Here is a 21,834-nt window from a genome sequence, read left to right as displayed (position 1 = left end):
CCGTTCAAAGCCTGCGCTCAGGCACTGAACGTACAGTGGGACGACCATAGGGGGCACCTGTCACCTCGACAGCGGGCGCCCCGCCCCCGAGACACGACGTCCACTTCAGCGAAAGAGCACTGACAGATGCCGAGCGGTTCGGAAAATCGCGGCGCCAAGAGCAGCGCCAAATCCGCCAAGGCCATCAAGGCTGCCAACAAGCGTTCCGGTGGCTCCGCCAAGGGCGGGCTGCCGACGCAGCGCAACATCCCCTGGTTGACGATCGGGGCCGCGGTCGCGGTGATCGCGTTGATCGCGCTGCTTGCGGTGAACCTGGTGCCGAAGTACCAGGACAAGGCCGAGGCCGACAAGTTCGCCCCCAGCGAGTCGAACCCGGACCCGTCGACGAATATCGACGGCGTCGTGAAGCTCGACTACCCGGCGGCACTGCACGTGTCCGCGGAGCAGCGGGTCGCGTACGACCAGACCCCGCCGTTCGGTGGCCCGCACGACGCGACCTGGGCCACCTGCACGGGTGTCGTCTACCCGAACCCGATCCGCACCGAGAACGCGGTGCACTCGCTCGAGCACGGCGCCGTCTGGATCACCTACAACCCCGACACCGTGTCCGACGAGGAGCGGCAGCAGCTCGTCGACCGGGTCGACGGCAAGGCGTACATGCTGATGTCGCCGTACCCGGGCATGGACACGCCGATCTCGCTGCAGAGCTGGGGTCACCAGCTCAAGGTCGACGGCGCCGACGACCCGCGGATCAACCAGTTCATCGCCGCGCTGCGACTGAACAACTTCGGCGCGTACCCGGAGAAGGGCGCGAGCTGCTCGACGATCCCCGGCGCGTTTGATCCCGACAACCCGCCCGCGTTCGACCCGTCGACGCCGGGACCCGACGCGGTCTCGATGGACGGCGAGGGCCTCACCCCGGACGCGTCCGAGATCGGCGGCGCCGGCCTGCCGATGGCCCCCGAGCCTGCGCCCGCGAGCTGACATGACCGCAACGAACAGCGCCGAAACCGGCCGCAGCCAGCGCACCGCGCTCGCCGTGCTCGGCGTGGTCGCGGCGATCGCGGTCGGGGTCGGGCTCGGGTTCTTCGCGAATCAGTTCCTGCACGACGACCGACCCGCCGACCCGGTCGCGGGGTCGGTGGATGTCGGATTCGCGCAGGACATGATGGTGCACCACAACCAGGCGGTGGAGATGTCCGCGACCGCGATCGCGAACGCCACCGATCCGATGGTCCGGGACCTCGCGTACGACATCCTGACCACGCAGCAGAACCAGATCGGTCAGATGACCGGCTGGTTGTCGTTGTGGGACCAGCCGCTGCTGTCGACCGACGACTACATGACGTGGATGGGCGACGGACACGACGGCATGGCACACGACGGCACGGCACACGGCGGTGCGGCGACGACGGCACCGGCGGGGGGAACGCAGATGCCGGGGATGGCGACGTCCGAGGACATGGCCGCGCTGCGGCAGGCCAGGGGCCCCGAGGCGGACGTGCTGTTCCTGCAGTTGATGCTCCGGCACCATCAGGGTGGGCTGCCGATGATGGAATACGGCGCGCAGCGCGCCGAGGTGCCGACGGTGCGCGGACTCGCGCAGACGATGGTCGACACCCAGCAGAGCGAGTCCGACCGGATGACGCAGCTGCTCGCCGAGAAGGGCGCGGCCCCGCTCCCGATGAACTGATGAACGGGGGTTCATGGGTCATCGCAGGTCCGAACATGACCCATGAACCCCCGTTCATCGCAGGTCAGCGGCGCGAATAGGGAATCCGGCGTCGCATGCGTTACAGTAAGCCAGCCCAACCGGCACACCGATTTCTCGGTGCGCCCCCGTAGCTCAGGGGATAGAGCGTTCGCCTCCGGAGCGAAAGGTCGCAGGTTCGAATCCTGCCGGGGGCACTCGCATTTCGAGTGCACCACACATGCAGAAGGCCCCGGTCGACAGTGTCGACCGGGGCCTTCTGCCGTTGCGCTATCCCATCGCGGCGAGCGGCGCCATGTCGAAGTAGTCCCGCCACCCGGAGATCCTGCCGTCCTCGGTGACCTCGAAGACCCCCATCACCGGGAGTTCGATGGTGGTGCCGCCGATCGTGAACACGTCGGTGCGCTCGTTCATCACCACCGGCCCGGTGGTCGCCTGGTGGTGCACCCGATACTCGACGCCACCGGTCTGGCCGAGGAACCCGGCGATGAACTCCCTGATCGCATCCCTACCGACGATCGGCTGCATCGGAATGTTGTGGTACACCGCGTCTTCGGTGAAGTACGCGGCAAGAGCGTCGGCGTCGGCGTCCTTCCACCGCGCACAGAATTCGGTGACGAGCTGGTCAGGTGTCATGGGTGTTCCCTTCGTGAGTGCGGCTGCGCCGCCCGTGCGTGATTTTCACCCCGGTCGGGGTGAAAATCACTCACAGTTCCTGGAGTTGGGCGACGACGTCCGCGAACTGCGAGTCGTCGACCGGGTCCGCGGGTGGCGCGAGGGTGATGCCGTCGACGAGGCCGCCGACGCGCTCACCGATCACGGCGGCGAGCTCGGGATAGCGTGCGATCGGCAGCAACGCGGCGAGGACGTCGTCGGTGACGACGGCGGGCAGGCCCTCCCACTCGTCCGCGCGAACCATCCGGGCGAGCGACTGCTGCAGGTGCCCGAGGTCGGCGTGCTCAAGCCCCCGCCGGTAGGCGGGCGTCGAATACAGGAAAGCGAGCTGGCGCCGCTGACGCTCACGCTCCCGGGCCAGGTCCGCGTCCGAGGCCCCGCTGATCACCCGGACCCCGGCGATGACATCGAGGTCGGCGAGGACCCGACCGGACCCGGCCGCGCCCTCGGCGAGCGCGGGCCGAATGTCCTCGGCGATGCTGCGGGGCCCGGAGGTGGGGTGCCCGAGATAGCCGTCGGCCACCTCCCCCGCCACCCGGCACATCCGGCGCCCCACCCCACCGAGGTAGATCGGCGGCTCCGGCGGCAGGTCACCGCCGTCGTACGGGTTGAAGTCCGACTGCATCCGGGTGAACCGGTAGTGCTCCCCGACGAACGGAACCAGCTCACCGGTGCGGAACGTCGCAAACGCGGCCCGGACCACGCGCACGTACTCACGCATCCGCGCCGCCGGATCGGACCACGGCATCGCGTACCGCTCCTCGATGTTCTGCCGTATCTGGGTGCCGAGCCCCAGCTGGAACCGCCCGCCCGACAGCCGAGCCAGGTCCCAGGCCGTATAGGCGGTGAGCACCGGACTCCGCACGAACGCCACCGCGATCGAGGTGCGCACCGTGACCAGCGACGTTGCCTGCAGCGCCTGCGCCGCGAGCAGGAACGGGTCGTGCATCGTCTCCGAGACGTGCATGCCGTCGTAGCCGAGGGCCTCGACGCGGCGGGCGTACGCACCGATCGCCGCGGGCCCGAGGCGCGGGTCGGTGGTGGCGTACACCCTCATCCGAGCGCCCCCGAGCCCGAGCGAACGGAACATTCATTCGATCGGATCGACTGAACGCTTCCGTTCAGTCGGGGCATGGGGCGGGCTCAATGACGGCGGTGATCGCGGTGATCTCGGCGCCGGGCACGGCGAAGTGCTCGGTCAGCGCGACGGTGTGCGTCTGGTCCCCCACCGCCATATCCAGCAGGAATCGCGCGACGACATCGGTGCCGAACTCGGTGAACGTGAGATTCCGGATCGCGGTCAGCGGCAGATACTGCGCCGCGGTCTCGAGCTCGCGGACGATCTCCGGTCCGGAATCGCCCGTCCGCTTGCCGTTCTCGACGCGGAAGCAGTCCGCGGCCAGCCGCACCTTGCTCGCGTCGTGGCTCAGCAGCGAGCCGAGGTACTCGCGCACCATCGCGACCCGCGGGCTGTCCGCGGTCGTCCCGGTCAGGTCCGCGATGCCTGCCAGCAACGCCTGCGCCAGCTCGGGCCTGCAGATCAGCAGGTCCGGCAGATACGGGTGCGGCTCGTTGTATGCGAGCGGCGACCCGTCGATCCGGGAGCAGTGCAGCCCCGCCGCCAGCGCGACCCCGACCGGCGCCGCGGAGTCCCACTCCCACTGCCCACCGGCGTGCACGTAGGCGTCGGCCGCCCCGCGCAGCACCGCCATCGCCTTCGCGCCCGCCGAGCCCATCGGCGCGACATCGCCGCCGACCCGCTCCGCGAGCGGCCCGACGAACTCCGGTGGGCGGCTGTCGCTGACCAGGATGCGCGGGCGGGGCCGCTCCTCGGCCGCGGCCGTGCAGGTGTCGCTGCGGAACACCCGGTCGAGGGCGGGCTGCGCGACCGCGGCCGCGGTGATCCCGAGGCCGCGCTCCCACAGCGCGACGTGCACCGCCCAGTCGACGCGGCCGGGCAGCCCGTACTCGCGGGACCCGTCGAGCGGGTCGATGATCCACACCCGGTCGACGCCCAGCCGGGCCGGGTCGTCGGCGGACTCCTCGGACAGCACCGCGTCCGCCGGGCGGTGCTCGGCGAGCATCCGCAGCAGCAGGGTGTTCGCCTCCCGGTCGCCGCGGCGGCTCAGGTCGCGGGCGGCGTCCTTCGGCAGCGGATCCGGGCCGAGCTCGCGGGCCCGCAGGTCGAGCAGCAGGTCGCCGGCGCGGCCGGCCATCTCGGCCGCGAGCTGGGCGTCGTCGAGGTCGTGGTGGATGCTCATCGGGTCAGATACTCCATGATCGCGGCCGCCTGCGCGACCGGGTCCCCGTCGTCGGGGGTGAGCACCAGCTCGGCGCGTTCGGGGCGCTCGTAGGGGTCGTCGACCCCGGTGAACCCGGTGATCTCCCCCGCCCGGGCCTTGGCATACATGCCCTTCGGATCTCGGGCCTCGCACTGCTCGATCGGGGTGTCGATGAACACCTCGACGAATCGCAGGCCCGCCGCCTCGTGTTCGGCACGGACCCGATCCCGATCCTCCCGGTAGGGGCTGATCAGCGAGGCGACCGCGACCACCCCGGAGTCCGCGAACAACTGGGCGACCGCCCCGACGCGGCGGACGTTCTCGGCGCGGTCGGCGGCCCCGAACCCGAGGTCGGCATTGAGTCCGTGCCGGAGATTGTCGCCGTCGAGCCGGTAGGCGGGCACCCCCGAGGCGATCAGCCGCCGTTCGAGTTCGACGGCGACGGTGGACTTCCCGGACGCAGACAGGCCGGTGAGCCACACCGTGGCCCCACGGGTGGGGCGGTCGTCGCGGGCCACGGTCGCCGCATGCCACACCACCTTCGAGTCGGGCAGGGTCGGCCCGGTGATCATGCCCGCGGCGACGGTGTTGCCGGTGGCGTCGTCGACCAGCAGGAAGCTGCCGGTGACCCGGTTGCGGCGGTACGGGTCGAACAACAGCGGCTGCTGGGTGCGCAGCTGGATGCGTCCGATCTCGTTGAGCGACAGCGACTGTGCCGTCTCGTCGCGGTGCAGCGTGTTGACGTCGAGCCGGTAGTCGAGCCGCTGCACCCGCGCCGTGCTGGCGCGGGTGGTGTGCAGGACGGTGTAGCGGGCCTCGGGCCGCAGCGACGACGCCTCGGTGAGCCAGCACACCATCGCGTCGAGCTCCTGCCCGACGAGCGGACGGTTGTTCGGCCTGCACAGCGTGTCGCCGCGGCTGAGGTCGATCTCGTCGGCGAGCTGCACGCACACCGCGGACGGCGCAAACGCCTCGGTGACCGGGGTGCCTCCGGGCCCCCAGATCGCCGAGATCGTCGAGGTGACCCCGGACGGCAGCGCGACCACCTCGTCGCCCGGCTTGAACACCCCGCTGGCGACGGTGCCCGCGTAGCCACGGAAGTCGTGCAGGTCGGAGTCGGTCTGCTGGTGCGGGCGGATCACGTACTGGATCGGCAGCCGGGCGTCGATGAGGTTGCGGTCGGAGCCGATGTGCACCTCCTCGAGGTGGTGCAGCAGCGATGACCCCTCGTACCACGGCATGTTCTCGGTGCGGGTGACGATGTTGTCGCCCTCGAGCGCGGAGACCGGAATGAATGTCAGGTCGTGCACGTCGAGTTTGGTGGCGAACTGCGCGAACTCGTCCTTGATCTCCTCGAACCGGTCCTGCGACCAGCCGACGAGGTCCATCTTGTTGACGCACAGCACCAGGTGCGGGATGCCGAGCAGGGTGGACAGGAACGCGTGCCTGCGGGTCTGCTCGAGGATGCCCTTGCGGGCGTCGACGAGGATCAGCGCGAGGTCCGCGGTGGAGGCACCGGTGACCATGTTGCGGGTGTACTGCTCGTGGCCGGGGGTGTCGGCGATGATGAACTTGCGCTGCGGCGTCGCAAAGTAGCGGTACGCGACGTCGATGGTGATGCCCTGCTCGCGTTCGGCACGCAGTCCGTCGGTGAGCAGCGCGAGGTCGGTGTGGGCGGCGCCGCGGTCGCGGCTGCTGCGTTCGACCGCCTCGAGCTGGTCCTCGAAGATCGACTTGGAGTCGTACAGCAGCCTGCCGATCAGGGTGGACTTGCCGTCGTCGACGCTGCCCGCGGTCGCGACGCGCAGCAGGTGTCGGGTGGTGGCCATCAGAAGTAGCCCTCCTTCTTGCGATCTTCCATGCCCGCCTCGGAGATCCGGTCGTCGGCGCGGGTTGCGCCGCGTTCGGTGATGCGGCTGGCCGCGATCTCGGTGACGACCTCGTCGGCGGTTGCCGCGGACGACTCGACGCAGCCGGTGCAGGTCGCATCGCCGACGGTCCGGAACCGGACCAGCTCCTCCCGGGGTTCCTCTCCGGGCAGCACGGTCAGGAACCGGGTGTGCGCCAACAGCATTCCGTCGCGTTCGACAACGGGACGCCGGTGCGCGTAGTAGATGTCCGGGAGCTCGATGTGCTCCTCGGCGATGTACTGCCAGATGTCGAGTTCGGTCCAGTTGGACAGCGGGAACACCCGGATGTGCTCCCCCTTCCGATGCCTGCCGTTGTACAGGTTCCACAGTTCGGGGCGCTGCGCCTTGGGATTCCACTGCCCGAACTCGTCCCGGAAGCTGAACACCCGCTCCTTGGCGCGAGCCTTCTCCTCGTCGCGGCGGGCACCGCCGAACACGGCGTCGAAGCGGTTCTCCCGGATGCCGCGCAGCAGCGAATGCGTCTGCAGCCGGTTGCGGCTCGCGCGCGGACCGGTCTCCTCGACGACGGTGCCCGCGGCGATGTCGTCCTCGACGCTCGCAACGACGAGCCGCAGGCCGAGCCGGTCGACGGTACGGTCCCGGAACTCGATGACCTCGTCGAAGTTGTGGCCGGTGTCGACGTGCATCACCGGCAGCGGCAGCGGCGCCGGCCAGAATGCCTTGGCGGCGAGGTGCAGCATCACCACCGAGTCCTTGCCGCCGGAGAACAGCAGCCCGGGGCGTTCGAAGGTCGCGGCCACCTCGCGGAAGATGTGGACCGCCTCGGCCTCGAGCGCCTGCAGGTGCGTCAGCTCGTAGGCGGGCGGGGAATTCAGGGTTGTCACGCGCAACTCCTCGGACGAGAAAGTGGTACACATTTGTACCGCACCGGTTCATACTTCGCCTGTGCGCCGAGAATAGAACGCGTTCCACCGAATGGTCAATGGTTCAGCCGCGCACCGGCGGACGACCACCGATCTCCGCGGTGACGGCATCCGCGACGGCAACGAGCGCCGCACCGCGCCGGGCGATCTCGGCGCCGCTGATGGCGCCGCCGACGTCGAGGGTGAGCACGAGCGCCTGGTGACCGTCGCCGTCGTAGCAGGGTGCGGCAATGAGACTGACCGGGTAGTCGACGTCCTCGTCGGTCTCGCTGTGCAGGTAGACCCGCTCCCCGAGACTCGAGACCACCTCACCGATCAGTTCCTTGAGTTCGGCGGGCACGTCCCGCCCGGCGACACCCGCCATCAGCGAGAACAGCTTCCGCCCGACCGGAGTGAGCCGTTCGACGAGGTAGCCGACCCGACGGCAGTCCTCGACCACGCGGCCGAGCAGGTCACGGTCAAGGACGACGGGCAACGCCGGGTCGCGGCGCAGCCACGCCTCCAGCTCGTCGTCGCCGCCCCACAGGACGTACATCAGCCCGACGGGGGGCGCAAACGGGTAGGACTGTCCGGCGCGGGCCGCGGTGCGCCCCAACGTGACTCCGGGAGGTGTCACGTTCTCGAGGATCGTCACCTGGTCGCCGACGACGGCGGACGCCGTGCACACAGCGCCGCACGCGGCGGCGAGGCCCTCGAGGTGAGTCCGGGCGATCGGACCGATCGCGAAGCCGCGCTGCGCGGCGCGCCCGGCCGCGATGAGCGCAGGCCCGAGACCGTACGTCTTGTCTCGTCGATCGCGGGTGAGGTACCCGGCCGCGACCAGCTCGGACACGATGCCGAGGCAGGTCGGCTTGCTGATACCGATGGCGCGGGCGAGTTCGGACAGCCCATACCGCTGATCGGGCCGCGCGACCAGATAGTCGATCACCTGCACGACGCGCGCGGTCGGCGGCGAACGACGCCCGGCCGGCTCGGCGGCGTCGGTGGATTCGGCAGAGATCATTGACCACTCCTTGAAACACGTTCTATCGTCGGACCACCACGTGATCTACCACTCAGGTACATATTTGTACCACTCGACCGAAGGAGCACGGTGTGCTGACGGACCCCCTCGCCGAGGCGATCGCCGAGGCCGAGAAACTCGTGGCGGACGCCCCCCACATCCGGTCGGAACAGGACCTGCTCGAGGGCATGCAGTACCTCGCAGGCGGAATCCTCGCGACCGTGCACGCGGCGTGGGCCACCGAGAAGACCCATCCGAGCTTCATCTCCGGGACCGGGCCGTTCACCAAGATGGGCCTCGACAACCCGGACACCCTGTACTTCGGGGCCCGGATCAACGACGACGCCGAGTACATCGTGACCGGAACCCGCGGCACCACCGCGGATCTGAGCTTCCAGGTGCTCAGCGGCAACTACACGAACTCGAACGTGCCCGGCAGCGAGATCGCATTCGACGACCGCGAACTGCACATCGAGCGCGACGGCAGCTTCGTCGCCACGTTCGGGCCGAGCCCCGCCGACGGGCGCCGCAACCACTTCACCCTCGCCCCCGGCTCGTCGCAGCTCGTGGTCCGCGAGGTGTACAGCGACTGGAGCCAGCAGCGCGGCACCATCCGCATCGAGCGGGCCGACCGGATCGGAGTGCCGCCGCCCGCGCTCACCATGGAGGAGACCGAGAAGCGGTTCGCCCGCGCGGGCAAGGCCCTCGTCGGGCGGGTCAAGACGTGGCTGCAATTCCCGCAGTGGTTCTACGACACCCTGCCGGTCAACACGATGACCGCACCGCGGCTGACCCCGGGCGGACTGGCCACCCAGTATTCGTCGGTGGGGCACTACGAGCTTGCCGACGACGAGGCGATGATCATCACCGTCCCGAAATCCGATGCGCCGTACCAGGGTTTCCAGCTGGGTAGCCTGTGGTACATCTCGCTCGACTACCTCGACCACCAGACGTCGCTGAACAACGCGCAGGCCCAGGTGGATCCGGACGGGATGATCCGGATGGTCCTGTCCGAGCGCAATCCCGGCGTCGTCAACTGGCTCGAGGCCCTCGGCCACCCCCGCGGCTACCTGCAGTTCCGGTGGCAGCGCACGTCGCGGGAGTTCACGCCCGCCGACGGTCCGACCGTGGAGGTCGTGAAGTTCGACGATCTCGCCGCGACCCTCCCGTTCCACGACAACAACACCATCACGCCGGAGGACTACGCCGCTCGCATCGCGGCGCGCCGATCCGCCGTCGCCGACCGAATGCTGGGGTAAACCACATGCCGAATCTGTTGCAGGACAAGATCGTCGTCGTCTCGGGGGTGGGACCGGCGCTCGGCCGCACCCTCGCGCTGCGGTGCGCCGAGGCGGGCGCCGACCTGGTGCTTGCCGCGCGAACGCAGTCGCGTCTCGACGAGGTGGCCAAGGAGGTCGCCGACCTCGGCCGCCGAGCGCTGACCGTCGCCACCGACATCACCGACCAGGCATCGGTGGAGAACCTCGTCGCGGCGGTCGACGAGTCGTACGGGCGGGTCGACGTGCTGATCAACAACGCCTTCTCGGTGCCGTCGATGAAGCCCCTCGAACGCACCGACTACCAGCACATGCGGGATGCCGTCGAGCTGACCGTGTTCGGTGCGCTGCGGCTGACCCAGCTGTTCACCCCCGCCCTCGCCGACTCAAAGGGCGCGGTGGTCAACGTGAACTCGATGGTGCTGCGGCACTCGCAGGAGCGCTACGGCAGCTACAAGATGGCCAAGTCGGCGTTGCTCTCGGTGTCGCAGTCGCTGGCGACCGAGCTGGGCCCCAAGGGGATCCGAATCAACTCCGTCGCACCGGGCTACATCTGGGGTGACACCCTGCAGCAGTACTTCGCGTACCAGGCGAACAAGTACGGCACCACCGTCGAGCAGATCTACGAGCACACCGCGGCGGGCACCGATCTCAAGCGCCTACCCACCACCGACGAGGTCACCGACGCGGTGATCTTCCTTGCGTCGTCGATGGCGAGCGGCATCACCGGCCAGTGCCTCGACGTCAACTGCGGCGAGTTCCACCACTAGGAGAGACGACCCAACATGACAGAACGCACCACAGTCGGCACGGTTGAGGACCTGCACGCCTCGGCAACCCGGATGACCGGCCTAACCGACTTCGGCGTCGACGACTACACCGAAGCGCTCGGCGTCCTGTTGGACTCGTACGCCCGCGACGAGGACCTGACCCCGTTCGGCAGCAAGATCTCCCGGGTATTCCTGCGCGGGGCCCTGGTCGCCCGGCTGCTGTCCGAGGCGGCCTGGCAGCAGCATCCCCAGCACGCCGACGTCGCGATCGAGCGCCCGATCTTCGTCACCGGCCTGCCGCGCACCGGCACCACCGCCCTGCACCGGTTGCTCACCGTGGACCCGGCGCACCAGGGTCTGGAGATGTGGCTGACCGAGATGCCGCAGCCGCGCCCTCCGCGGGAGACGTGGGAAACGAACCCGGTGTTCGCCGGGATCGAGGCCCAGTTCAGCCAGCATCACGTCGAGCACCCCGAGTTCATGGGCGTGCACTACATGTCGGCGGCCGAGGTCGAGGAGTGCTGGCAGCTGCTTCGGCAGACCTTCAAGTCGGTCTCCTACGAGTGCCTGGCGAACCTGCCGACGTACTCGAAGTGGCTCGCTGGCCAGAACTGGACGAATGCCTATGCCCGCCACAAGAAGAACCTGCAGCTGATCGGCCTGCCCGACCAGGACCGGCGGTGGGTGCTGAAGAACCCGAGCCACCTGTTCGCGCTCGACGAGCTGATGGCGGTGTACCCCGACGCGCTGATCGTGCAGACGCATCGGCCGCCGAGCACCATCATGGCGTCGGCCTGCAGCCTCGCCGAGCAGGCAACCGACGGCTGGTCGAACAGGTTCCGCGGCGAGGTCATCGGCCGAGGGCAGCTCGAACTGTGGGCCCGCGGCCTGGAGACGTTCACCTCGGCTCGCGCGAAGTACGACCCGGCGCAGTTCATCGACGTCGACTTCACGGACTTCCACGCCGACCCGCTCGGCACGGTGGAGGGGATCTACTCGCGGTTCGGCCTCCCGCTGAGTTCGGCGGCCCAGCAGAACATGGAGGCGCTGCACGCCGACTCGCAGACTGGCGACCGCAAGCCAGCGCACCGGTACACCCTTGCGGAGTATGGGCTGACCGAGGTCGAGGTCGACGAGCGGTTCTCGTTCTGACCGTCCCGGCCTACACCCCGGATTCGGCTTGCTGGGCAATCAGCTCCGCGAGCCGGTCCGGGGCCTCGTCGGGAATCCAGTGGCTCACGCCGTGGAGCACCTCGAACCGGTAGGGACCGGCGACGTGCCGCGCGGTGAGTTCGGCTCCCGCCCGGCCCAGCATCGCGTCGCGGTCGCTCCACACGTGCAGGGTCGGGACCGTGATCCGCTCGCCGGGGTGACGCGGATCCGCGAACGGCAGGGCGCGATACCAGTTCAGGGCGCCGCGTGCCCGGGAGTGCTCGCGCATCGGCGCCAGATCCCGGTCGGCGCACTCCGCGGTCATCCCGGTACCGATCAGGTGGCGCCGCACCCGGGTGCCCGCCGCGAACATCCGCTCGGGCACGACCGGAACCTGGAACGCGGCCATATACCAGGACAGCAGGAACTGCCGGGTGGTCAGCAGCGACCGAACGAACGCGGCCGGGTGCGGCACCGACACCGCGGTCAGGGTCCGCACCAGGTCCGGTCGCGCGCCGGCAACCCACCATGCCGCGGCGGCACCCCAGTCGTGCCCGACCAGGTGCACGGGGCCGAGACCGGCCTGGTCGATCAGCGCGACGACGTCGGCGGTCAGCTCCGATGCGCGGTACGCCCACCGCGACCGCGGCCGGGCCCCCGGCGAGGCGCCCCGCAGATCCGGTGCGAGGGTGCGGAACCCGCGGGCATGCAACTGCTGCGCGACCCCGACCCAGGACCGGGAGTCCTGCGGGAAGCCGTGCAACAGGACGACCGGGACCCCGTCGATCGGGCCCTCGTCCCGAACGTCGAAGACCAGGCCGGACCGGGTGACCGCGCCGATGCGGCTCACACGCGTTCCCGCTGCGGGATCGTCCCCCGGTCGGAGCGCTGCCCGGCGCGCAGGAACCGGCCCGTCCCGGTGTCCCCATAGCCGTCCGTGAATCGACCGTCCCGGAAGACGATTCGACCGTTGACCGCGGTCGCGACGGCGGCGCGGTCGTTGCGGTTGACCATCCGTCGCAGGCCCCCGTACTCGGCGACCGGTTCCTCGAACAGCGCGTCGACGGTGTCGTCGAGTCCGGCCGGGTCGACCACGACGAAGTCCGCGCGGTCACCGAGGCGCAAGTGCCCGGCGTCGAGTCCGTACCAGTCGGCCAGTTCGCCGGTCAGCCGGTGCACGGCGCGTTCGACGGTCAGGAACGGCCGACGGTCGTGCCTGACATCGTTGACCCGCTTGAGGAGTCGGATCGGGAAGTTGTAGAACGCCATGTTCCGCAGGTGTGCGCCCGCATCGCCGAACCCCATCTGCACACCGGAACTCGCGGCCAGCATTCGCGCGTACCGGGGACGGTGGTTGGCGACGGTGGTGCGCCAGCGCAGGTCGCGACCGTGTGCGACGACGAGGTCGAGGTACGCGTCCACCGGGTGCACGCCCCGCTCGTCGGCGACCTGCCCGAAGCTCTTGCCGACGGTCGTCTCGTCCGGGCACCCAACGATCACGGCGTCGTGGAAGTCGCGGTGCCAGATCCGCGGCGCCCACTTGTTGTCGTAGTCCCTGCGGAACCAGCGCCGGTACTGCTCGTCCCGGAGCAGGTCGTTGCGGTCGACCTCGTCCCGCAGGTGCAGCGCGGCGGCGCCAGCACCGAACTCCTCGAACACGACAAGGTCGATGCCGTCGGCGTACACGGTGAACGGAACGGGCAGGTGCTGCCAGCGGAAGTCGGTCCTGGCGAACCGGTTCAGCAGCGGCGCGGCCGTGAGCATGAAGTACACCAGCGCCGGGTAGGCCTTGGAGTCGGCGCCCGACAGCAGCGACGTCTTGAGTCGGCGGCCGCGGCCGATCCCGGAACTCTCGGCGAAGAACGCGGCGACGTTCGGGTGCAGGTTGATCGTCGGCGCGGACTGCAGGATCCGACCGCGGCTACGAAGGATCCGGTTGAGGAACCGCAGCTCGCGCCACCGCGCGTAGGTGGACGGCAGGGACCGGGACCGGTACTCGTCGCCGTCAATCTTGTCGAGGGCGTTCGTCATCGAGGACAGCCCGAGCAGGCCCGCGTCGAGCGCGGCGGTGAGCATCGCGCCCATCGCGTCGAGTTCGCCTGCGGTGGGCGTCACCGTCCGGTCGGTGCCGCGCCCGATCCCGAGGACGGCGGTCCGGATGTCGGAGTGGCCGATGAACGCGGCGACATTGGGGCCGAGGGGAAGGTTCTCGAGCGCGCCGACGTACTCGGCGGGCGACGACCACGTCTTCTTCTCGTCGAGGATCCGCAGCACCGCGTCGTGCGGGACGGCCTCGACCCGGCTGAACAGGTCCGCGCACTCGCGGGGTGTCGAGAACACCGTGGACAGGGAGCAGTTGCCGAGCACCACGGTCGTGACGCCGTGCCGCACCGACTCCCCGAGGCCCGGATTGACCAGCGCCTCGGCGTCGTAGTGGGTGTGGACGTCGACGAAGCCGGGCAGCACCCACTTGCCTGCGGCGTCGATCACCTCGGTGTGCGGACCGATCGGGAGCGGCTCGGGGCTGACGGCCGCGACCACGCCGTCCCGGATGCCGAGATTGCGGCGCAGCGCGGGCGTCCCGGTCCCGTCGAACCACAGTCCACCGGTCAGCACGATGTCGAAGTCGGCCATGTCCACCCCTCGCCCAGGTATGTGTGACGAGAGGTTACGCATTTGACAGAAGGAGCGTCAACGACGGAACAGGATCAAGATCAGAAAATTGGGTTAGCCTACCCTGTTCACGGCACGGCTTCTTAGTGTAGCCTCGCCTGAGAAGGTAGGGCTGGAGGTTCCCCGACATGTACGTCTGCGTTTGCGAGGCCACCACCGAGGAGACGGTGCATCAGTGCATCTCCGCGGGGGCACGGACCGCCAAGCACGTCGCGCTGGGCTGCGGCGCCGGACGCGGACGCGGCTGCGGCATGTGCCGCGACCGGATCAAGTCGATGATCGAACAGCACTACGCCACCGTCGAATGCGAGGACGAGCCGATCAGCGCCTGACGCGACCCGCGCCCCAAATACACCGTGTGAAAGCACCCGGTGAGGGTTAGGCTGAACCCACTGTTCAGCCCACCCCCATCGGAGGTGTCATGCGCGGCGACGACGAGGTCATTGCTCTTCTGAACGAGCAGTTGACCAGCGAGCTCACGGCAATCAACCAGTACTTTCTGCACTCGAAGATGCAGGCCAACTGGGGCCTGACGAAGATCGCGGAGAAGACTCGCCAGGAGTCCTTCGAGGAGATGCAGCACGCGGAGATCCTCACCGACCGCATCCTGATGCTCGAGGCGCTGCCGAATTACCAGCGGATCCTGCCGCTCCGCATCGGCCAGACGATCCGGGAGCAGTTCGTCTCGGACCTGGCCATCGAGGTCGAGGTCGTGCAGCGGCTGCGACCCGGCATCACGATGTGCCGCGGCAAGGGCGACCACACCTCCGCGGGCATCTTCGAGCGGATCCTCGCCGAGGAGGAGGAGCACGTCGACTACCTTGAGACGCAGCTCGAGCTGATCGACAAGCTCGGTGAGCAGCTCTACCTCGCCCAGTGCGTCGAACAGCCCCCGAACGTCGGCTGACGGGTCAGCGGCCGCGGGCCGCCAGCATCGCGCTGAACCCGGCCGCGCACAGCGCGAAGAGAACCGAACAGGCCGCGAACGCGGTGCCGCCGAGCGTGGTGGCACCGAGGATGGTGGTCCCTGCGCCGGTCCCGATGTACAGCACCGAGTTGTTCCACGAGACGGCGGGGGCACGACGATCGGCCATCACCGTGGTCAGGTACACCTGCGCGGTGGCGAAGAAGCTGGTGCCCGCGAAGAAGGACAGCACGAACCCGGCAAGGGCCACCGGCCACGTCCCGGCAGTGGTCGCGACCCCCAGCCCGACCGCCATCAGCAGTCCCCAGCCGACGCTGAGCACCGACACGTGCCTGCCCGCCGACGTCCAGTGGTCGATCAGCGGTCCCGCGAGCAGCGACCCGACCAGCGATCCGATGCCGACGACCATGCCGACCAGGCCGAGCACGCCGGTGCCGAACCCGAACGACGTCGCGAACAGCGCGCCCGCGTAGGCGTAGGTGCCGAGCCGCGCGGCCTGGACGAAGAAGTTGCCCGCCATGATCGTGCGGAACACACCGACCCGCCACAATCCGAACGACGAGCGCAGCGCCAGCAGCGGCGACCCGGTGCGGTTCGCGACCCGCGCTGGCTCCCGCAGCCGCAGCGCGATGAGCGTCCCCGCGACGACCAGACCCAGCGCCACCGCGGCGAACGCGAACCGCCAACTCAGCGCGGCCGCGGCGAAGGTGGCCAGCGGTACCCCGACGATCTGGCCGCCCGCGTACGCCGCGGACCCGCCCGCGATCGCGCGGCCGCGTTCCCGCGGGGCCGCCGTCTCGGCGAGGTAGGCCCACATCGCCGGGCCGACCAGAGCGCCCCCGACTCCCCCGATCACCCGGGCGGCGAGCAGCCAGCCGAGTCCGGGCGCGATCGCGCACAGCGCCTCGCCTGCCGCGAACACGGCAACGCCCGACAGGATCACCCGCTTCCGCGGCAGGTGTTCGGTGAGCGCGCCGAGCAGCGGGCTTGCCGCCGCGTAGGACAACCCGAACACCGTCACCACCCAGGCGGCCGCGGGGATGGACACCCCGAAGTCGGTGGAGATCGTCGGCAGCAGCGGGGACGCAAGGAACAGCTCCGCGCCCATCAGGAAGAACACGGCGCGGATCAGCGCATGCTGCGCCCACGGCGTGCGCGGTTCGGTCACGTGGTCACTACCTCCGCGAAGAACGGTACCGCCGCCGCGTTCTCGGCCACCGGTCCACACCCCGGTCCCGGTGCGGCAGCGTGGGATGATGACGGACATGCCGTCACGACCCTTGCCGCTGGACCCGATCGAGGAGGCGCACCGCCAGTGGGAGGCGCACGGGTGGGGCGCTGTCGCCGACGGGATGGCCGCGGTGACCTCGGTGATGCGGGCGCAGCAGATCATGATCGCCCGGGTCGAGGAGGCGCTCAAGCCGACCGGGCTGACCTTTTCCCGGTACGAACTGCTGACCCTGCTGACCTTCACCCGCACCGGGGCGCTGCCGATGGCGAAGGCCAGTGCGCGCCTTCAGGTTCACCCGACGTCGGTCACCAATGCCGTCGACCGACTCGAGAAGGCGGGCCTGGTGCGCCGGGTGCCGCATCCGAGCGACCGGCGCACGACGCTGGTCGAAATCACCAAGGCCGGGCGCGATCTGGCGCTTGAGGCAACGGAGCGACTCAACAGCAAGGTGTTCGCGGCCCCCGGCCTGTCCGCGGATAAACTCGACACCCTGGTCCGCATCCTCGCGGAGTTGCGCCGCGAGGCAGGCGACTTCGACACCGGGGGCGCGCCGACCCGATGGTGACGTGATCTGCGACGAGGAGTTCGACAGTGGCGCTGGTTCTCGGTGTCTCGGCGGGAGCGAGCGGGGCACGCGCGGTGCTGTCGCTGCCGGATCGGCCCCACCACGAGCCGGTGGCCCGCTGCGCTGTCGGGCGCGGGCCGGGGATGTCGATCGGCGAGCCCGCGGTGTCCGCCATCCGCACGCTGCGTGCGGAGGCCGCCGAGCGGGGTGAGGCGGTCGCCGCGACCGCGGTGACGGTGCGGTCCGGCCTCGAACCCGAGATCGCGGCGGATCTGGGCTCGGTGGCCAGCCGCCAGCACGTCCGGGTGCTCGCGGAAACCGCAGCGCAGGTGCGGTATCTGCGGTTCACCGGAGCGCTCCCCCGGCACGCCGTCGCGGTGCTCTACGACATCGGTCGTTCCGGACTGTCGCTGTGCCTTGCCGAGGGGGCCACCGGAACGATCATCACCTCCCGGCGCAGCGCCCTGGTCTGCGGGGACCGCCTCGACCGGCTGGTGCAGGAGACGCTGGCCGCGGCCGGCGTGTGGCGGGACCTGCAGCACTGCGCGGAGGTCACCCGGCAGCTCACCATCGATCGGGTCGCGACCGTCACCGATCCGCACACCGGTGCGGCGACGGTGGTGACCGCAGGCGACCTCACCAGGCTGATCCGCGAGGACCTGGCCGCGTCGACCTCGTTGCTGGACAAGATGGTTCGGGAATGTGGCGTCGCCCCCACCACCGCGGTCCTGCTCGGCGGTGGTGCCCAGCTACCCGGCCTCGGCACCCACCTGCAGGAGCTCCTCGGCCTTCCGGTTGCGGACGTGGCGGATCCGGCGGCGGTGGCGGCGCGGGGGGCGGTGCTCCTCGCCGCCGCCGGTGCCCCCGTCAGCCGTTGACGAATGTCGGCGCCCGCTTCTCGACGAACGCGGCCATGCCTTCCTTCTGGTCGGCGGTCGCGAACGTCGAATGAAACACGCGCCGTTCGAACTTCACGCCCTCGGCGAGGGTGGTCTCGAACGACCGGTTGACCGCCTCCTTGGCCATGATCGCGATCGGCAGCGACATCGACGCGATCGTGGTCGCCGCGTCGAGCGCGGCACCCTGCAGTTCGGCGGCGGGGACGATGCGGGCGACGAGCCCGGCCCGCTCAGCCTCCTCCGCGTCCATCGTGCGTCCGGTCAGGCACAGGTCCATGGCCTTAGCCTTGCCGACCGCGCGGGTCAGCCGCTGGGAGCCGCCGATGCCGGGGATGACGCCGAGCGTGATCTCCGGCTGACCGAACCTCGCGGTGTCGGACGCGATGATGAAGTCGCAGAGCATCGCCAGCTCGCAGCCGCCGCCGAGGGCGTACCCGGACACCGCAGCAATCATCGGGGTGCGCACCGAGGACAGCCGATCCCACTGGGAGAACAGGTCTTCCGCATACACCTGCGCGAACGTCTTGGGTTGCATCTCCTTGATGTCGGCGCCCGCCGCGAAGGCCCGCTCCGAGCCGGTCACGACGATCGCGCCGATCTGCTCGTCGGCGTCGAAGGCCTCCACCGCGGCAACGACCTCGCACATCAGGCGGCTGTTGAGCGCGTTGAGGGCCCTCGGCCGGTTCAGGGTGACGACGCCGACGCGGCCCGTGCGCTCGGTCAGGATGGTCTCGTACTCGCTCACGTCGGTGCTCACTCACTGTCCCTGGATCGGCTGCGGATATCGCCTACGATGGCGGAGAAGTCCTGACCGCCATGCCCTTCGGTGTTGAACCGGTGGTACAGCTCGGCGGCGCGCAGCCCCAGCCCGTCCTCGATGCCCGCCGCGCGCAGCGCGTTCGCGGCCAGCCCGAGGTCCTTGTCCATCAGCGCGGCGGCGAAACCGGGCTGATAGGCGTTGTTCGCGGGGCTCGTCGGCAGCGGGCCGGGCACCGGGCAGTAGCTGGTCAGCGACCAGCACTGGCCGGATGCATTGGACGCGACATCGAAGAGCGCCTGGTGGGTCAGGCCGAGCTTCTCGCCGAGTACGAACGCCTCGCTGACCGCGATCATCGAAATGCCGAGGATCATGTTGTTGCAGATCTTCGCGGCCTGCCCGACCCCGGATCCGCCGCAGTGCACCACCTTGGCGCCCATGACGTCGAGCAGCGGCCGGGCCGACGCAAAGTCGGCCTCGGAGCCGCCGACCATGAACGCGAGGGTGCCCGCCGCTGCCCCGGCAACGCCGCCGGAGACGGGAGCGTCGACGGCGCGGTGACCGGCGGCGTGCGCGCGGTCCGCCGCCTCGCGGGCGTCGGCGACGTCGATGGTGGAGCTGTCGATGAACAGGGTGCCCGCCTTGGCGACCGCGAGGATCTCGGCGTATAGGTCGAGGACCAGACTGCCGTTCGGCAGCATCGTGATCACCACGTCGGCGTCCGCGACCGCGGCCGCGGCCGTATCGGCGACGGTCAGCCCGTCCTTGAACGCCTGTTCCTGCGCGGCCGGTACCGGGTCATAGCCGGTGACCTCATGGCCCGCCCGGACGAGGTTCGCGGCCATCGGGCCGCCCATGTGCCCGAGACCGAGGAAGGCGACGGTGGGGTGGGTGGTCATGGTCGGACCCCTTCGAGGTCGGGTGCGGCGAGTCCGAGTTCGAGGTCGCCGAGCGGCTGGAAGTAGCGGTCGACGTCGGCCGCGGTGACGTCGGCGAGGGTGGCTGGCGCCCACCGCGGGGTGCGGTCCTTGTCGATGACCTGGGCGCGGATGCCCTCGACGAGGTCGTGCGAGTCGAGTGCGGCGACGGAGACCCGGAATTCCTCGTTGAGTACCTCCTCCAGGCTGCCCAGGGTGCGGGCGTGGCGCAGCGAGCGCAGCGTCACCTTCAGCGCGACCGGCGACTTACCGAGGATCTGCTCGGCCGCCTTCCGCGCCTCGGGGACGTCGCTGCCCTGCAACCGGGCGACGATCTCCTCCACGGTGTCGGCACCGTAGGCGGCGTCGATCCAGGAGCGCTGCCCGAGCAGCGGGGATTCCGGTGCGGGGCGTTCGAACTCGGCGAGCGCATCCGGGACCGACCCGGATTCGAGGGCAGCAACGAACGGGCCGAGGGAGTCCGACGGCACGAAGTGGTCGGCGAATCCGAGCGCGATGGCGTCACCGGCGTTCAGCCGCCCGGTGGTCAGCGCCACATGGGTGCCGATCTCGCCGGGCGCCCGGGACAGCAGGTGGGTGCCGCCGACGTCGGGGACGAAGCCGATCCCGGTCTCCGGCATCGCGATCGACGATCGTTCGGTGACGACCCGGACGCTGCCGTGCGCGGAGATGCCGACCCCGCCGCCCATCACGATGCCGTCCATGATCGCCACGTACGGCTTGGGGTAGCTGCCGATCGCGGCGTTGAGGATGTACTCGTCGCGCCAGAAGTCGCGGGAGCCGGTGCGGCCGAACTTGGCGTCATCGTGGATGGCGACGATGTCGCCGCCCGCACACAGCCCGCGTTCCCCGGCCCCGTCCACCACCACCGCCCGGACCTGCGGGTCGGCCTCCCATTCGAGCAGAGCGGACGCCATCGTCCGCACCATCGCATGGTTGAGGGCGTTGATCGCGCGGGGCCGGTTGAGGGTCAGCCTGCCGATCGCGCCGACCCGCGCCGCGATGACCTCCGGTTCGTTCACGCTGCTCACGTCGCGTCCGCCTTTCCTGCCACCACGCTGCGGGCGACCACCACCCGCATGATCTCGTTGCTGCCCTCCAGGATCTGATGGACCCGCAGATCCCGGACGATCTTCTCCAGACCGTACTCGGCGAGATACCCATATCCACCGTGCATCTGCAGCGCGCGATTCGCCACCTCGAAACCGGTGTCGGTGGCAAACAGCTTCGCCATCGCACACAGTTCGACCTTGCCTTCGGCGTCGGAGTCGAGCGCGGCCGCCGCCCGCCACAGCAGCGTGCGGGCCGCCTCGAGCTCGGTGCGCATGTCCGCGAGCTGAAACTGAAGCGCCTGCGAATTCACCAGCGGCGCACCGAATGCGCGCCGCTCACCGAGATACGCGACGGCCTTCTCCAGTGCCGCCTGAGCACCGCCCACCGAACACGCCGCGATGTTGAGGCGACCGCCGTTGAGCCCCGCCATCGCGATGCGGAATCCGTTGCCCTCACCGCCGAGCAGGTTCGCCGCGGGTACCCGCACGGCGTCCATGACCACCTGCCGGGTCGGCTGCGCATTCCAGCCCATCTTCTTCTCGTTCGCACCGAACGAGAGCCCGGCCGCGTCCTTCGGCACGAGGAACGCCGAGATGCCGCGCGGGCCCGCATCACCGGTCCGGGCCATCACCACGTACACGTCCGAGGTGCCCGCGCCGGAGATGAACTGCTTCACCCCGGTGAGCAGGTAATCGTCGCCGTCCCGGACCGCCTTGGTGGACAGGGCCGCCGCATCCGACCCGGCGCCCGGCTCGGTCAGGCAGTAGCTGCCGAGGTGCTCCATCGTGGCCAGCGCGGGCACCCAGCGGCGGCGCTGCGCGTCGGTGCCGTAGGTGTCGATCATCCACGTGACCATGTTGTGGATCGAGAGGTATGCGGCGATCGACGGATCCCCGGCCGCGAGCTGCTCGAAGATACGGACGGAGTCGAGCCGGGTCAGGCCCGACCCGCCCACGTCCTCGCGGATGTAGATGCCGCCCATGCCGAGCGCGCCCGCCTTCCGCAGCACGTCCACCGGGAAGTGCTTGGTCTGGTCCCATTCGATCGCGTTGGGTGCCAGGTACTCGGCGGCGAAGTCGCGGGCGGTCTCGGCGATGGCCCGCTCATCGTCGGTGAGGGTGAACATGCC

The 21,834-nt window shown here is 69.8% G+C and carries 22 protein-coding genes and 1 tRNA gene; 10 read left to right on the top strand and 13 right to left on the bottom strand.

Annotated features, from left to right (window positions below; genetic code table 11):
• The first annotated feature begins 126 nt into the window (after positions 1-126).
• The 3 genes from ACFWPA_RS05395 (at position 127) to ACFWPA_RS05385 (ending at position 1,908) form a co-directional block, all read left to right on the top strand.
• The gene (locus tag ACFWPA_RS05395; protein WP_378569768.1) at positions 127-984 is read left to right on the top strand and encodes a DUF3105 domain-containing protein; all 858 of its coding nucleotides are present in this window, start codon (positions 127-129) and stop codon (positions 982-984) included.
• 1 nt (position 985) lies between these two features.
• A complete protein-coding gene (locus tag ACFWPA_RS05390) occupies positions 986-1,693 on the top strand; it encodes a DUF305 domain-containing protein (RefSeq protein ID WP_378569767.1) in 708 nt (235 codons plus the stop codon).
• A 142-nt stretch (positions 1,694-1,835) separates the two neighbouring features.
• Positions 1,836-1,908, top strand: a tRNA-Arg gene (locus tag ACFWPA_RS05385).
• A gap of 73 nt (positions 1,909-1,981) precedes the next feature.
• Here ACFWPA_RS05385 and ACFWPA_RS05380 read toward each other — a convergent pair.
• From ACFWPA_RS05380 to ACFWPA_RS05355, 6 genes are all read right to left on the bottom strand, one after another.
• Positions 1,982-2,347 carry an SgcJ/EcaC family oxidoreductase gene (locus ACFWPA_RS05380; protein WP_378569766.1) on the bottom strand — a complete coding sequence of 122 codons (366 nt, stop codon included), beginning with the start codon at positions 2,345-2,347 and terminating at the stop codon, positions 1,982-1,984.
• Between the two features lie 70 nt (positions 2,348-2,417).
• A complete protein-coding gene (locus tag ACFWPA_RS05375) occupies positions 2,418-3,443 on the bottom strand; it encodes a TIGR03617 family F420-dependent LLM class oxidoreductase (protein ID WP_378569765.1) in 1,026 nt (341 codons plus the stop codon).
• 64 nt (positions 3,444-3,507) lie between these two features.
• Positions 3,508-4,647, bottom strand: a complete 1,140-nt coding sequence (locus ACFWPA_RS05370; RefSeq protein WP_378569764.1) for a 3'(2'),5'-bisphosphate nucleotidase CysQ — start codon at positions 4,645-4,647, stop codon at positions 3,508-3,510.
• Complete coding sequence (gene cysC, locus ACFWPA_RS05365) at positions 4,644-6,497, bottom strand: adenylyl-sulfate kinase (protein WP_378569763.1); 1,854 nt, start codon at positions 6,495-6,497, stop codon at positions 4,644-4,646. The genes ACFWPA_RS05370 and cysC overlap by 4 nt, the downstream gene beginning before the upstream one ends.
• Positions 6,497-7,456: a sulfate adenylyltransferase subunit CysD gene (cysD, locus tag ACFWPA_RS05360; RefSeq protein ID WP_378569762.1), complete on the bottom strand. Its 960-nt coding sequence runs from the start codon at positions 7,454-7,456 to the stop codon at positions 6,497-6,499. The genes cysC and cysD overlap by 1 nt, the downstream gene beginning before the upstream one ends.
• A 70-nt stretch (positions 7,457-7,526) precedes the next feature.
• Positions 7,527-8,465 (bottom strand): IclR family transcriptional regulator, encoded by a 939-nt coding sequence (locus ACFWPA_RS05355; RefSeq protein ID WP_378569761.1) that lies wholly within the window; start codon positions 8,463-8,465, stop codon positions 7,527-7,529.
• Between the two features lie 92 nt (positions 8,466-8,557).
• Here ACFWPA_RS05355 and ACFWPA_RS05350 point away from each other — a divergent pair, with 92 nt between their 5' ends.
• Genes ACFWPA_RS05350 through ACFWPA_RS05340 form a run of 3 tightly spaced genes read left to right on the top strand, consistent with a single transcriptional unit; the run spans position 8,558 to position 11,664 of the window.
• Positions 8,558-9,724 (top strand): hypothetical protein, encoded by a 1,167-nt coding sequence (locus tag ACFWPA_RS05350; protein ID WP_378569760.1) that lies wholly within the window; start codon positions 8,558-8,560, stop codon positions 9,722-9,724.
• 5 nt (positions 9,725-9,729) lie between these two features.
• Positions 9,730-10,512 carry an SDR family oxidoreductase gene (locus ACFWPA_RS05345; RefSeq protein WP_378569759.1) on the top strand — a complete coding sequence of 261 codons (783 nt, stop codon included), beginning with the start codon at positions 9,730-9,732 and terminating at the stop codon, positions 10,510-10,512.
• Between the two features lie 15 nt (positions 10,513-10,527).
• On the top strand, positions 10,528-11,664 hold the full coding sequence (locus tag ACFWPA_RS05340; protein ID WP_378569758.1) for a sulfotransferase family protein: 1,137 nt from the start codon (positions 10,528-10,530) through the stop codon (positions 11,662-11,664).
• Positions 11,665-11,674: 10 nt separating this feature from the next.
• On the opposite strand, the gene ACFWPA_RS05335 is transcribed toward ACFWPA_RS05340, so the two are convergent.
• Both ACFWPA_RS05335 and ACFWPA_RS05330 read right to left on the bottom strand, forming a co-directional pair.
• Positions 11,675-12,514, bottom strand: a complete 840-nt coding sequence (locus ACFWPA_RS05335; RefSeq protein ID WP_378569757.1) for an alpha/beta fold hydrolase — start codon at positions 12,512-12,514, stop codon at positions 11,675-11,677.
• Complete coding sequence (locus ACFWPA_RS05330; RefSeq protein WP_378569756.1) at positions 12,511-14,298, bottom strand: amidohydrolase family protein; 1,788 nt, start codon at positions 14,296-14,298, stop codon at positions 12,511-12,513. The genes ACFWPA_RS05335 and ACFWPA_RS05330 overlap by 4 nt, the downstream gene beginning before the upstream one ends.
• 167 nt (positions 14,299-14,465) lie before the next feature.
• Between ACFWPA_RS05330 and ACFWPA_RS05325 the strand changes: the two genes are divergently transcribed.
• Both ACFWPA_RS05325 and bfr read left to right on the top strand, forming a co-directional pair.
• Positions 14,466-14,669 (top strand): bacterioferritin-associated ferredoxin, encoded by a 204-nt coding sequence (locus ACFWPA_RS05325; RefSeq protein ID WP_378505986.1) that lies wholly within the window; start codon positions 14,466-14,468, stop codon positions 14,667-14,669.
• Positions 14,670-14,758: 89 nt separating this feature from the next.
• A complete protein-coding gene (bfr, locus tag ACFWPA_RS05320; protein ID WP_378505985.1) occupies positions 14,759-15,244 on the top strand; it encodes a bacterioferritin in 486 nt (161 codons plus the stop codon).
• Positions 15,245-15,248: 4 nt separating this feature from the next.
• Here bfr and ACFWPA_RS05315 read toward each other — a convergent pair whose 3' ends face one another.
• The gene (locus ACFWPA_RS05315) at positions 15,249-16,430 is read right to left on the bottom strand and encodes an MFS transporter (protein WP_378505984.1); all 1,182 of its coding nucleotides are present in this window, start codon (positions 16,428-16,430) and stop codon (positions 15,249-15,251) included.
• A 97-nt stretch (positions 16,431-16,527) separates the two neighbouring features.
• Here ACFWPA_RS05315 and ACFWPA_RS05310 point away from each other — a divergent pair, with 97 nt between their 5' ends.
• Together ACFWPA_RS05310 and ACFWPA_RS05305 are read left to right on the top strand one after the other, a co-directional pair.
• Complete coding sequence (locus ACFWPA_RS05310) at positions 16,528-17,058, top strand: MarR family winged helix-turn-helix transcriptional regulator (protein WP_378505983.1); 531 nt, start codon at positions 16,528-16,530, stop codon at positions 17,056-17,058.
• Positions 17,059-17,084: 26 nt separating this feature from the next.
• Positions 17,085-17,936: a hypothetical protein gene (locus ACFWPA_RS05305; protein ID WP_378505982.1), complete on the top strand. Its 852-nt coding sequence runs from the start codon at positions 17,085-17,087 to the stop codon at positions 17,934-17,936.
• On the opposite strand, the gene ACFWPA_RS05300 is transcribed toward ACFWPA_RS05305, so the two are convergent.
• From ACFWPA_RS05300 to ACFWPA_RS05285, 4 genes are read right to left on the bottom strand one after another with little or no spacing between them, the layout of a single operon-like run.
• Entirely contained in the window at positions 17,926-18,702 is a 777-nt protein-coding gene (locus tag ACFWPA_RS05300; RefSeq protein WP_378506063.1) for an enoyl-CoA hydratase, read from the bottom strand. The genes ACFWPA_RS05305 and ACFWPA_RS05300 overlap by 11 nt on opposite strands.
• An 8-nt stretch (positions 18,703-18,710) precedes the next feature.
• Positions 18,711-19,613, bottom strand: coding sequence for a 3-hydroxyisobutyrate dehydrogenase (gene mmsB / locus ACFWPA_RS05295; RefSeq protein WP_378505981.1), 903 nt, complete (start codon positions 19,611-19,613; stop codon positions 18,711-18,713).
• Positions 19,610-20,683, bottom strand: coding sequence for an enoyl-CoA hydratase/isomerase family protein (locus ACFWPA_RS05290; RefSeq protein WP_378505980.1), 1,074 nt, complete (start codon positions 20,681-20,683; stop codon positions 19,610-19,612). The genes mmsB and ACFWPA_RS05290 overlap by 4 nt, the downstream gene beginning before the upstream one ends.
• Entirely contained in the window at positions 20,680-21,831 is a 1,152-nt protein-coding gene (locus ACFWPA_RS05285) for an acyl-CoA dehydrogenase family protein (protein WP_378505979.1), read from the bottom strand. The genes ACFWPA_RS05290 and ACFWPA_RS05285 overlap by 4 nt, the downstream gene beginning before the upstream one ends.
• Positions 21,832-21,834 lie beyond the last annotated feature (3 nt).

The organism is Rhodococcus sp. NPDC058505 (genome assembly GCF_042720095.1).
Classification (GTDB): Bacteria; Actinomycetota; Actinomycetes; order Mycobacteriales; family Mycobacteriaceae; genus Rhodococcus_G.
The sequence above is the reverse complement of the archived record's forward strand: the minus strand, read 5'-3'. Positions and strand labels throughout refer to the sequence as shown.

Excerpts from the sequence above, each read along its gene's own strand:
- ACFWPA_RS05310 (WP_378505983.1), top strand. The coding sequence starts at position 16,528 with ATGCCGTCACGACCCTTGCCGCTGGACCCGATCGAGGAGGCGCACCGC.
- ACFWPA_RS05395 (WP_378569768.1), top strand. The coding sequence starts at position 127 with ATGCCGAGCGGTTCGGAAAATCGCGGCGCCAAGAGCAGCGCCAAATCC.
- ACFWPA_RS05355 (WP_378569761.1), bottom strand. The coding sequence starts at position 8,465 with ATGATCTCTGCCGAATCCACCGACGCCGCCGAGCCGGCCGGGCGTCGT.
- ACFWPA_RS05370 (WP_378569764.1), bottom strand. The coding sequence starts at position 4,647 with ATGAGCATCCACCACGACCTCGACGACGCCCAGCTCGCGGCCGAGATG.
- ACFWPA_RS05375 (WP_378569765.1), bottom strand. The coding sequence starts at position 3,443 with ATGAGGGTGTACGCCACCACCGACCCGCGCCTCGGGCCCGCGGCGATC.
- ACFWPA_RS05285 (WP_378505979.1), bottom strand. The coding sequence starts at position 21,831 with ATGTTCACCCTCACCGACGATGAGCGGGCCATCGCCGAGACCGCCCGC.
- ACFWPA_RS05380 (WP_378569766.1), bottom strand. The coding sequence starts at position 2,347 with ATGACACCTGACCAGCTCGTCACCGAATTCTGTGCGCGGTGGAAGGAC.
- bfr (WP_378505985.1), top strand. The coding sequence starts at position 14,759 with ATGCGCGGCGACGACGAGGTCATTGCTCTTCTGAACGAGCAGTTGACC.
- ACFWPA_RS05330 (WP_378569756.1), bottom strand. The coding sequence starts at position 14,298 with ATGGCCGACTTCGACATCGTGCTGACCGGTGGACTGTGGTTCGACGGG.
- cysD (WP_378569762.1), bottom strand. The coding sequence starts at position 7,456 with ATGTGTACCACTTTCTCGTCCGAGGAGTTGCGCGTGACAACCCTGAAT.
- ACFWPA_RS05390 (WP_378569767.1), top strand. The coding sequence starts at position 986 with ATGACCGCAACGAACAGCGCCGAAACCGGCCGCAGCCAGCGCACCGCG.
- cysC (WP_378569763.1), bottom strand. The coding sequence starts at position 6,497 with ATGGCCACCACCCGACACCTGCTGCGCGTCGCGACCGCGGGCAGCGTC.
- ACFWPA_RS05340 (WP_378569758.1), top strand. The coding sequence starts at position 10,528 with ATGACAGAACGCACCACAGTCGGCACGGTTGAGGACCTGCACGCCTCG.
- ACFWPA_RS05345 (WP_378569759.1), top strand. The coding sequence starts at position 9,730 with ATGCCGAATCTGTTGCAGGACAAGATCGTCGTCGTCTCGGGGGTGGGA.
- mmsB (WP_378505981.1), bottom strand. The coding sequence starts at position 19,613 with ATGACCACCCACCCCACCGTCGCCTTCCTCGGTCTCGGGCACATGGGC.
- ACFWPA_RS05325 (WP_378505986.1), top strand. The coding sequence starts at position 14,466 with ATGTACGTCTGCGTTTGCGAGGCCACCACCGAGGAGACGGTGCATCAG.